Origin of the sequence: Phocaeicola sp. ICN-14070 (assembly GCF_037892625.1) — a bacterium.
Taxonomy (GTDB): Bacteria; Bacteroidota; Bacteroidia; order Bacteroidales; family Bacteroidaceae; genus Phocaeicola; species Phocaeicola plebeius.
On the sequence record NZ_JBBKBF010000041.1, the window covers coordinates 26,052 to 35,645 of the forward strand.

The following is a 9,594-nucleotide window of genomic DNA, read 5'->3' on the forward strand; positions in this document are numbered from 1 at the left end:
TGATGCTTATAGGTTTCTTACACACTCTTTAAACTGATCGCCTCGGTCCTCATAACTTTTAAACAGGTCAAAGCTTGCGCAGCACGGACTTAGCAATACGGTTTCTCCTTTTTTTGCCATGTTGTAAGCCGCATTTACTGCATCAGACATGCTCTGTACGTCTACAATCGGAAGACCAAAGTTGCCGAAAAAGTCGTGCAGCTTTTCGTTGTGGAGCCCCAAGAATATCAGTCCGCTACATTTCTCTTTTACAAGGTCGGCAATCTCATTGTAGTCATTTCCTTTGTCTTTTCCTCCCAAGATTAAGATGGTTTTAGTCTTCATACTTTGAAGGGCATACCAGCATGAGTTGACGTTCGTAGCTTTTGAGTCGTTGATATAATCCACTCCTTTCACACGTGCTACCTTTTCCAGTCTGTGCTCTACGCCTTTGAAATCATTCAGAGCTTCGCGGATGCATTCTTTGCGAATGCCTGCAATGTTAGCAGAAATACCGGCAGCCATAGAGTTGAAGAGGTTGTGAGTTCCATTCAGAGCTAACTCCTCCTGTTCCATATTGAATGCGATAGGACGGGTGAAGTACACTTTGTTTTCTTCGGTAAAGGCGGCTACTCCTTCTTCGTTCTTTTCTGCGAATGGGAAGTATTGTCCGTGAATACCGTATTTATGAAGTTCCTTCTGTATGATAGGGTCATCGTTCCAGAAAATAAAGGCATCATCATCCGTTTGGTTCTGGATAATGCGGAATTTGGCATCCACGTAATTCTGCATTTCGAATCCGTAACGGTCCAGATGGTCTGGAGTAATGTTCATCAGCACGGCGATATTGGCATGGAACTTATACATGTTGTCGAGCTGGAAGCTGCTGAGTTCAATGACATAATAGTCATAGTTACATTCAGCTACCTGATAAGCCAGACTTTGCCCAATATTGCCTGCCAGTCCCACATTCAGACCTGCTTTCTTGAAAATGTGATAAATCAGTGAGGTTGTAGTTGTTTTACCATTGCTGCCTGTGATACAAATCATTTTAGCATTGGTATATCGGCCTGCAAATTCAATCTCCGAAATGATGGGAGTGCCCTGATTCTTTAATTTCAGAATGATAGGAGCATCATTGGGAATTCCCGGGCTTTTAATCACTTCATCCGCATTCAGAATCAACTCTTCTGTGTGTTTGCCTTCTTCCCATTGAATACCTCTTTCGTTCAACATTGCTTTGTACTTGTCCTTGATGAGGGACATGTCTGATACAAATGTGTCAAATCCTTTTTTCTGTGCCAGGACAGCGGCACCAGCGCCGCTTTCTCCTGCTCCTAAGATGACGACTCTTGCCATTGCTTTATCTGATTTTAAGTGTGATTATCGTAATTGCTGCTAATACAATGGTTACAATCCAGAAACGGACTGTAATCTTGGACTCATGGAATACGCTGTGAGGGCGTGTGATCAAATAAGTACAGTTTGGGTCGAGCTGTGCCAATGTCGTACGGAAATGGTCATGAATCGGTGAGCGTTTGAATATACGCTGTTTGACTCCTTTTTTCTTACCGCGCTGGAAATACTTCACTTGAAGAATAACCGACAGGTTCTCGACCAGGAATACTCCACATAAAATAGGAATTAATAACTCCTTGTGTATGATGATGGCAAATACAGCGATAAGTCCTCCAATAGTAAGACTTCCGGTATCGCCCATGAATACTTGCGCAGGGAAGGCATTATACCATAAGAAACCGACTAGTGCTCCAATGAAGGCACAGATAAAGATTACCAGTTCCTCACTTCCTGGAATATACATGATATTCAGGTATTCTGCATATTCTATGTGACTGGATACATAGGCCAATATACCTAAGGTAACCCCGATAATGGCCGAGTTTCCGGCTGCCATTCCATCCATACCATCGTTCAGGTTGGCTCCGTTGGAAACGGCTGTGACCACAAAAATGGTGATGAATACAAAAACAATCCATCCGGCATCTTGTGCATGTTCTCCTAAGAATCCTACAAAGTCGGCATAATCCAAGTTGTTGTTCTTGAAGAAGGGAATCGTTGTCTTGGTTGATTTCTCATCCACGGGTTTATGAACTACGTCAACCACACGACCGTCTTGTTGAATTTCAATGTTCTCTCGTATTACTACATCCGGACTCAGGTACAGAGCCAGACCTACAATCAGTCCGAGACCTACCTGGCCGATGATTTTAAATTTGCCATGAAGTCCTTCCTTGTCTTTTCGGAACACCTTGATATAGTCATCCAAAAAGCCTAAAGTTCCGAGCCACAGGGTAGTAATCAACATCAATATCATGTAGATGTTATGCAATTTACCTAATAGCAGGCAAGGAATCAGAATTGCTACAATGATAATGATACCTCCCATTGTCGGGACACCAACCTTATTGACGTTAAAAGGGTCAATAGATGCATCACGTTGCGTCTCTGTAATCTGCTTCTTTTTGAGCAGATTAATGAAATATTCTCCAAAGATGGCAGAAATCAACAAAGAGAGAATGACAGCCATTAATGAACGGAACGATACGTATCCGAACATTCGTGCTCCTGGGAAATTGAATTGCTCTAAATATTGAAATAAATAATATAACATTGTCTTGTTTCTATTTTTTAAAGTTCTCCTTTGAATATTTCGTCCAATACTTCTTTGTCGTCAAAATGTGATTTGACACCCTTTACATCCTGATAGGTTTCGTGTCCTTTTCCGGCAATCAGGATGACATCTTGTGGTTGAGCCAACATACATGCGGTACGGATCGCTTCTTTGCGATCGACAATGCTGATCACTTTTTTCATGTCGTCCTTGCTAAGTCCCGCTAACATGTCATTGATGATGTCTTGAGGTTCTTCAAAGCGTGGATTATCAGAAGTGATAATTACTTTGTCACTTCTTTGAGCGGATTCTTTCGCCATTAAAGGACGTTTTCCTTTGTCACGGTTTCCTCCGGCACCTACTACCGTAATGACTTGTCCTCTTCCTCTTAATACTTCGTGGATAGCTTCTAGTACGTTTACCAGTGCATCAGGAGTGTGTGCATAGTCTACAATAGCTGTATAGCCTTTGGGAGAACGTTTGGCGTCGAAGCGTCCGGAAACAGGACGAAGCATGCTCAGTTTTACCAATATATCTTCCGGGCGTTTACCTAACAGGCATGCTGCTCCATATACAGCCAGCAGGTTAGAAGCATTGAAGCGTCCGATAAATTGCACGTTTACTTCGCGGTTGTTAATGTCAAGCAGCATTCCGTCAAAACTGTCTTCCAGTACTTTGCCTTTGAAGTCACATAAAGAATGCAGAGAGTAGGCAGCTACTTTGGCCTTGGTATTTTGTGTCATGACTGTACCGTTCTTATCATCCAGATTGGTCAGTGCAAAAGCCTGTTTGGGGAGATTGTCAAAGAATGCTTTCTTTGCTTTCAGGTAATTTTCAAATGTCTTGTGGTAATCCAGATGATCACGGGTAATGTTTGTGAAAATACCACCGGCAAAAGTCAGACCACTGATACGTTTCTGTACTACAGAGTGTGAACTGACTTCCATGAATACATATTTGCATCCTTCATCAGCCATACGTCCCAGTAGCTGATTTAGTGTAATTGGATCAGGAGTAGTATGGTCAGTGGGGATTGCTTCTCCGTCAATGTAATTGCATACTGTAGAGAGTAATCCGGCCTTATATCCAAACAGACGGAACATATTATATAATAAGGTGGCAATGGTCGTTTTTCCGTTAGTACCAGTTACTCCTACTAATTCCAGTTTGGAAGTCGGATCTCCATAGAATGTAGTGGCAAGTTTACCAACGGCTTCTTCTGTATCCGTCAGTTGTATATAAGTCACATTGGATTCAATTTGTACAGGCAGCTGTTCACAGACTATTACTGTTGCTCCATTTTCAATAGCTTTGGAGATATAGTTATGTCCGTCAGCTTGCGTTCCTTTTACGGCTACAAACATGAATCCGTTTTTCACCATGCGAGAATCCATGTGAATACCATTTACCTCCAGGTTGGTATCTCCTATGATTTGCTGTGCGTTGACAGCTTTTAGCATATTCTCAAGTTTCATTTCTTTCTAGTTTAATGTTAATGTAATTGTTTGTCCTTTATGTAAATAAGAGCCTGCATTCAGGCTTTGTCTGATTACCTTTCCTGTACCAGATAAGCGTACGTGGAGTCCTTTGCTTTCCAGCAGATAAACTGCATCTTTTGCTCCCATTCCTCTTACGTTTGGTACTAATTTTTTTTCTGTATTTGTTCGTTTCAGTTCAGCATAAGTTGTTGTGCAGTTTGCTTTTCCCCAAATAGGAGTGTTGCTTTTCGGTATACTTGAGCTGTTACTTTGAATATTCAGATTCTGTAATACATAAGATGCTTCGCGCAAGTCACCATTCTTTACTTCAGGAATAATAATTGAAGTAGAGTCTTTTGCTGAGGCTAAATCCTGATACAGATGCTTAGCATAAATACGTTCAGCAATCCGGCTGAATACGCTACCGGCTTGCAAACCTCCTGATGCAGGACCATGCGGTATTTGAATGGACACCATACAACTGTATTTAGGTGCTTCAGATGGAAAATAGCCGCAGAAGCTGACCAAGTAACTTACACCTCCAGCTTTGTATCCAGCCTTTCCTTGAGAAACCTGGGCGGTGCCTGTTTTTCCGGATACACTAAACTGTTTACTTCCGGCAGGCTTGGCCAGTCCTTCAGAAACCACCTTTCGTAGAATCCCTTGAATCATGGTAAGGGTAGTGTCCGAACAGATTTTAGGATTTACAATCTCTGTCGGGAATTCTTGTATGATTTCTCCATCTTTTGCGATAGCCTTTACAAACTTAGGCTTGACCATGACTCCGTTATTTGCTATGGCATTGTAAAAATTTAGCATGTAGATAGGAGGAATCATCGTTTCATATCCGATACTCATCCAAGGTAAGGAGGTCTTGGCGAAGTATCGTTCTTTAGGCCCCAATATACGAGGACTTGCTTCTCCTACGAAACCTAAATTTAAAGGCTTGTCAATACTCATGCGTTTCAGTCCATCTATAAATCTCTGTGGATTATCTCCGTAGAATTTGTCGATGATGCTTGATGCGCCGACATTGGATGACACTTCCATGATTCTGGTTACGTCTATTTTTCCATATCCGCCTTTATACCAGTTCCAGTCCTTCATGTTGCTTCCGTGCATATTGACCACACCATTGCCCGTATCTACCATGTAGTCGGGTGTGATGAACTTGTCTTCCAAGGCTACCATGATCGAAGCTGTCTTGAAGGTAGAACCCGGTTCCATTAAGTTGCTTACGGCGATATTTCGCATCTCATAATAGTTTCCGTCACCAGCCCGGGTCATGTTTACGTTGGCCTTTACCTCTCCGGTTGCTACATCCATGACAATGGCTACACCAAACACCGCTTCTAGATTCTTTAGCTGGTCTACAAGAGCCTTTTCTGCAATATCCTGCATACCGACATCAATTGTGGTAATTATATCACAACCGTCTACGGCAGGTTTGTCGATAATATTTAGGTATTTGTTCATGACTTTTTGTCGGTGAGTAATACCGTCCTGTCCTTTCAAAATAGAATCGTATGTCAATTCTATTCCGTTCTTTGCTCCTAATGCTACATCCGGATACATATCGCCTAACGTACGTGCCGCCAGTGAACCGAATGGTTTTTTACGCTGGTTGAAAGCCAGTTCATGAAATCCTCCCTTGAATTTACTCAAGTTGAATACGGGTAATTTCTTGGCTTCTTTGTATTCTATGTAAGAAATACGACGTGGATAGAGAAGGTAATTCCGGCTTTTCTGTCGTCTGCCTTTCAATATGTGCTGTCGAAATTCCTTGGCGCTCTTGTCTGGAAAAATTTGATGAAGTCCTTCGCATATTTCGGTCAGGTGGTTCATCAGCATGGTGTCTTTCTTTTCACCTCCAGCTTTGAAGTCCATATAGATTTTATATTCTGGCAGGCTGCTGGCCATCAATTTCCCGTCTGAAGAAATGATATTTCCTCTGGTAGGATGGACAATTACATTTTCTTTGATAAAACGGTCGGCCACATCTTTCCAGTATTGCCGCTCTGCAAACATGATAATTGCCGCTTTTGCAATGATTGCAATAGCCAGCAATGCCATGATGAATACAATAAGCGTATATCGTAGTATGATGTTTTTTTGTCCTGGTACCATTTTAGTCCTTGTTTTTTATTAGATAGGGCGGTGTGGAAGCTGTTTCCAGTGGGGTCCCTTCTGCAGAAATATACTCTTCAATGCGCGACTGGCGGCTTTTCTCTGTCAGTTCAGAGGAAATAGTCAGAGCGTCATATTTAGTGTCGATTAATTCCTTTTTCAAACGGTCTATTTCAATCATTTCTTGCTGACTGGAATAGCGGTTGTCTATGTACAGGATGACAAGAATCATAATCAGTATGATTAAGTTAGCCTGCTTTCTCATCAGGTGTACCAGTACTTCTCCTCCTAATATGCTTCTCCATGTAATATGTGGAGATTCTTGTGGTGTCATTTCTTGGTGTTCCATGTGTTACTTCTTTTCTGCGATTCTCAGTTTGGCGCTGCGTGAACGTGGGTTACGCTGTATTTCGTCCTCGCTGGGGATAATAACCTTGTTGTTTATTAATTTAAACGGAGTTTCTACGTTTCCAAAAAAGTCCTGTTTAGCTTTCCCTTCAATATTCCCTGTTTTCATGATGTTTTTTACCATGCGGTCTTCCAGCGAGTGATAGGTAATGACTACCAGCCTTCCTCCAGGTTTGAGGGCTTCTGTTGCGGCATAAAGCATTTCTTTTAGCGCTTCCATTTCTTGATTCACTTCAATTCGGAGTGCTTGGAAAACTTTTGCCATTTCTTTCTTTTCTCGCTCTCTTCCGTAAAGTGGTTTTACGATTTCGATGAACTCTCCAATGGTTTCAACCGGTTTTTGTGCTCTGGCTTTTACGAGTGTTGCGGCTAGTTTACGGCTGTTTTTTAGTTCACCATAAAGATAAAACAGATCTGCCAGCTTTTCTTCCTCATATGTGTTGATGATATCAGCAGCGGTAATACCGGCACGTTTATTCATACGCATATCGAGCTTTCCGTCAAAACGGAAGGAAAATCCTCGTTCCGAGTCGTCAAAATGATGAGACGAAACACCTAAATCTGCTAAGATTGCATCCACTTCTTCTACTCCGTAATAACGAAGGAAATTGTGCAGGTAGCGAAAATTACTTCTGACAAAAGTAAAACGTTTGTCGTTGATGATATTTCTTTCTGCATCGGTGTCCTGATCAAAACTGAACAGCCGGCTTTTATCATCCATATTTCGTAATATTTCTCTGGAATGTCCTCCTCCTCCAAAGGTTACGTCTACGTAAGTACCTCCTGATTGAAGATGCATACCTTCAATGCTCTCGTGTAATAGTACTGGTATATGATATGTAGGCTCTGTTTTCTCCATGCGATTTTCTTGTAAATTCACCTTATTATATATTCAAACGGTAAAATTAGAAATTTCCATAGAATCACGCATCATGTTTTCTATAGAAAATATGAATAAGTTATCAACAGGTTACTCTTTCTGTGTAAAACGAGGAAGAAACGTCAAAGATTTGTCTTAATGAAATCAGTTCTGCAATTTTTTTTATCAGTATAAGTGTATTTTTTGTCATAAAATGAGTGTCTTTTCAAAAGATGAGTTACTTTTGCAAAGTAAACTTTTGTAGAATGGGTGAAAATTCAATATTTTTAATTGACATTAATAAAGTATTGAGAGACAAAGCCGGGAAAAAAGCGAATCGTATACCGCGTTTTTTAGTGTCATACTTAAAGCATATTGTGCATCAGGATGAGATTAACGTGTTCCTGAAAAGTGTTGCAGACAAGACCGGTGTGGATTTTCTGGAGGCTTGTATGGAATTCCTTGACATTAAGCTGGAAGTGAAAGGGATAGAGAATCTTCCTTCCGATGGCTTGTGTACGTTTGTGTCTAATCATCCTTTAGGTGGTCAGGATGGTATCGCCTTAGGCTATATATTGGGCAAGCATTACAATGGTCGTATAAAATACCTTGTAAATGATTTGCTGATGAATCTTCATGGATTAGCTCCCTTATGCATTCCTATTAATAAGACTGGCTCCCAGTCGCGCGATTTTCCCAAGATGGTAGAGGCTGGATTCCGCTCTGATTCTCATATTATTATGTTTCCGGCTGGCATCTGTTCCAGAAGGCAAAAAGGTGTGATTAAAGATTTAGCTTGGAAGAAAACCTTTATCTCTAAAAGTGTGGAAACACAACGGGATGTTATTCCTGTGCATTTTGAAGGAAGGAATTCTGATTTTTTCTACAATCTAGCCAATCTGTGTAAATTTTTAGGGATTAAGTTTAACATAGCCATGCTTTATTTGGCTGATGAAATGTTTAAAAACCGTCATAAGACTTTTAAGGTGACAATTGGCAAACCGATTCCATGGCAGACGTTTGATAAATCACGTTCGGCCACGGAATGGGCAGACTATGTAAGAGAGTTAGTTTATAAACTGTGAAAAGAAAATACGATTTAATCATTAGATTATGGAAGATATAATTGCTCCGATTGACAAAGAAGTTCTAAAATCGGAACTGACGGAAGACAAACGCTTAAGATTTACGAACAAGAGCAACAACGAGATTTACATTGTTACATGGAAGAATGCGCCTAATGTGTTGAAGGAGATTGGGCGTTTGCGTGAAATTGCATTCCGTGCCGCTGGAGGGGGAACCGGTAAGTCAATGGACCTTGATGAGTATGACTTGATGGAAAATCCTTATCAGCAATTGATCGTATGGGATCCTGAAGCTGAAGAAATTCTGGGCGGCTACCGTTATCTGTTAGGAGATGAAGTGGAGTTTGATGCCGATGGCAAGCCTTTACTGGCAACGGCGCACATGTTTAATTTCTCCGAGAAATTCTTGAAAGATTATTTGCCTACTACGATAGAATTAGGACGTTCTTTCGTTACGCTTGAATATCAGTCTACTCGTGCAGGTTCAAAAGGGCTGTTTGCCTTGGATAATTTATGGGACGGTCTGGGAGCATTGACGGTGGTAATGCCGCAGGTAAAATATTTCTTTGGAAAGATGACCATGTATTCCAGCTATAACCGCTTCGGACGTGATATGATTCTTTATTTCCTGAAGAAACATTTCAATGATAAGGATAAGTTAATTACCCCGATGCAGCCTTTGTTGATTGAAACCGATGAAAAGATACTTGAGAAGCTGTTCTGTTACGATACCTTTAAGGAAGATTATAAGGTATTGAATACAGAGGTGCGCAAGTTAGGTTATAACATTCCCCCTCTAGTGAATGCCTATATGAGTTTGTCACCGACCATGCGTATGTTCGGTACGGCGATTAATGATGGCTTTGGCGATGTGGAAGAAACCGGTATTCTGATTGCTGTGGATGAGATTCTCGAAGAAAAGCGTGTGCGTCACATTGAATCCTATCTGCGTGAACATCCGGAGGCTCTGCAGATAACTTCTGGAGCCAATCCGGTGGTAAATAAAACGCAGAAATAATAATATTC

Annotated in this window: 8 protein-coding genes; 2 read left to right on the forward strand and 6 right to left on the reverse strand. The window is 41.2% G+C overall.

From position 1 onward, the window contains the following. Positions 1-6: 6 nt before the first annotated feature. Genes murD through rsmH form a run of 6 tightly spaced genes read right to left on the reverse strand, consistent with a single transcriptional unit; the run spans position 7 to position 7,483 of the window. Positions 7-1,338: a UDP-N-acetylmuramoyl-L-alanine--D-glutamate ligase gene (murD, locus tag WKT20_RS11630; protein WP_340417399.1), complete on the reverse strand. Its 1,332-nt coding sequence runs from the start codon at positions 1,336-1,338 to the stop codon at positions 7-9. 4 nt (positions 1,339-1,342) lie between these two features. Further along, positions 1,343-2,611 carry a phospho-N-acetylmuramoyl-pentapeptide-transferase gene (mraY, locus tag WKT20_RS11635; protein ID WP_117702856.1) on the reverse strand — a complete coding sequence of 423 codons (1,269 nt, stop codon included), beginning with the start codon at positions 2,609-2,611 and terminating at the stop codon, positions 1,343-1,345. Positions 2,612-2,628: 17 nt separating this feature from the next. Then, positions 2,629-4,086: a UDP-N-acetylmuramoyl-L-alanyl-D-glutamate--2,6-diaminopimelate ligase gene (locus WKT20_RS11640; RefSeq protein WP_117702857.1), complete on the reverse strand. Its 1,458-nt coding sequence runs from the start codon at positions 4,084-4,086 to the stop codon at positions 2,629-2,631. A gap of 6 nt (positions 4,087-4,092) precedes the next feature. Continuing rightward, on the reverse strand, positions 4,093-6,216 hold the full coding sequence (locus WKT20_RS11645; RefSeq protein WP_118441194.1) for a penicillin-binding protein: 2,124 nt from the start codon (positions 6,214-6,216) through the stop codon (positions 4,093-4,095). Position 6,217: 1 nt separating this feature from the next. After that, positions 6,218-6,565: an FtsL-like putative cell division protein gene (locus tag WKT20_RS11650; protein ID WP_007559935.1), complete on the reverse strand. Its 348-nt coding sequence runs from the start codon at positions 6,563-6,565 to the stop codon at positions 6,218-6,220. A gap of 3 nt (positions 6,566-6,568) precedes the next feature. After that, positions 6,569-7,483: a 16S rRNA (cytosine(1402)-N(4))-methyltransferase RsmH gene (rsmH, locus tag WKT20_RS11655; RefSeq protein WP_118165343.1), complete on the reverse strand. Its 915-nt coding sequence runs from the start codon at positions 7,481-7,483 to the stop codon at positions 6,569-6,571. A gap of 266 nt (positions 7,484-7,749) precedes the next feature. Here rsmH and WKT20_RS11660 point away from each other — a divergent pair, with 266 nt between their 5' ends. Together WKT20_RS11660 and WKT20_RS11665 are read left to right on the forward strand one after the other, a co-directional pair. Next, entirely contained in the window at positions 7,750-8,568 is an 819-nt protein-coding gene (locus WKT20_RS11660; protein ID WP_340417400.1) for a 1-acyl-sn-glycerol-3-phosphate acyltransferase, read from the forward strand. Between the two features lie 28 nt (positions 8,569-8,596). Next, a complete protein-coding gene (locus tag WKT20_RS11665; protein WP_117702861.1) occupies positions 8,597-9,586 on the forward strand; it encodes a GNAT family N-acetyltransferase in 990 nt (329 codons plus the stop codon). Positions 9,587-9,594: the final 8 nt, after the last annotated feature.

Coding starts and splice junctions, on each gene's coding strand:
- murD (WP_340417399.1), bottom strand. CDS start 1,338: ATGGCAAGAGTCGTCATCTTAGGAGCAGGAGAAAGCGGCGCTGGTGCC.
- mraY (WP_117702856.1), bottom strand. CDS start 2,611: ATGTTATATTATTTATTTCAATATTTAGAGCAATTCAATTTCCCAGGA.
- WKT20_RS11640 (WP_117702857.1), bottom strand. CDS start 4,086: ATGAAACTTGAGAATATGCTAAAAGCTGTCAACGCACAGCAAATCATA.
- WKT20_RS11645 (WP_118441194.1), bottom strand. CDS start 6,216: ATGGTACCAGGACAAAAAAACATCATACTACGATATACGCTTATTGTA.
- WKT20_RS11650 (WP_007559935.1), bottom strand. CDS start 6,565: ATGGAACACCAAGAAATGACACCACAAGAATCTCCACATATTACATGG.
- rsmH (WP_118165343.1), bottom strand. CDS start 7,483: ATGGAGAAAACAGAGCCTACATATCATATACCAGTACTATTACACGAG.
- WKT20_RS11660 (WP_340417400.1), top strand. CDS start 7,750: ATGGGTGAAAATTCAATATTTTTAATTGACATTAATAAAGTATTGAGA.
- WKT20_RS11665 (WP_117702861.1), top strand. CDS start 8,597: ATGGAAGATATAATTGCTCCGATTGACAAAGAAGTTCTAAAATCGGAA.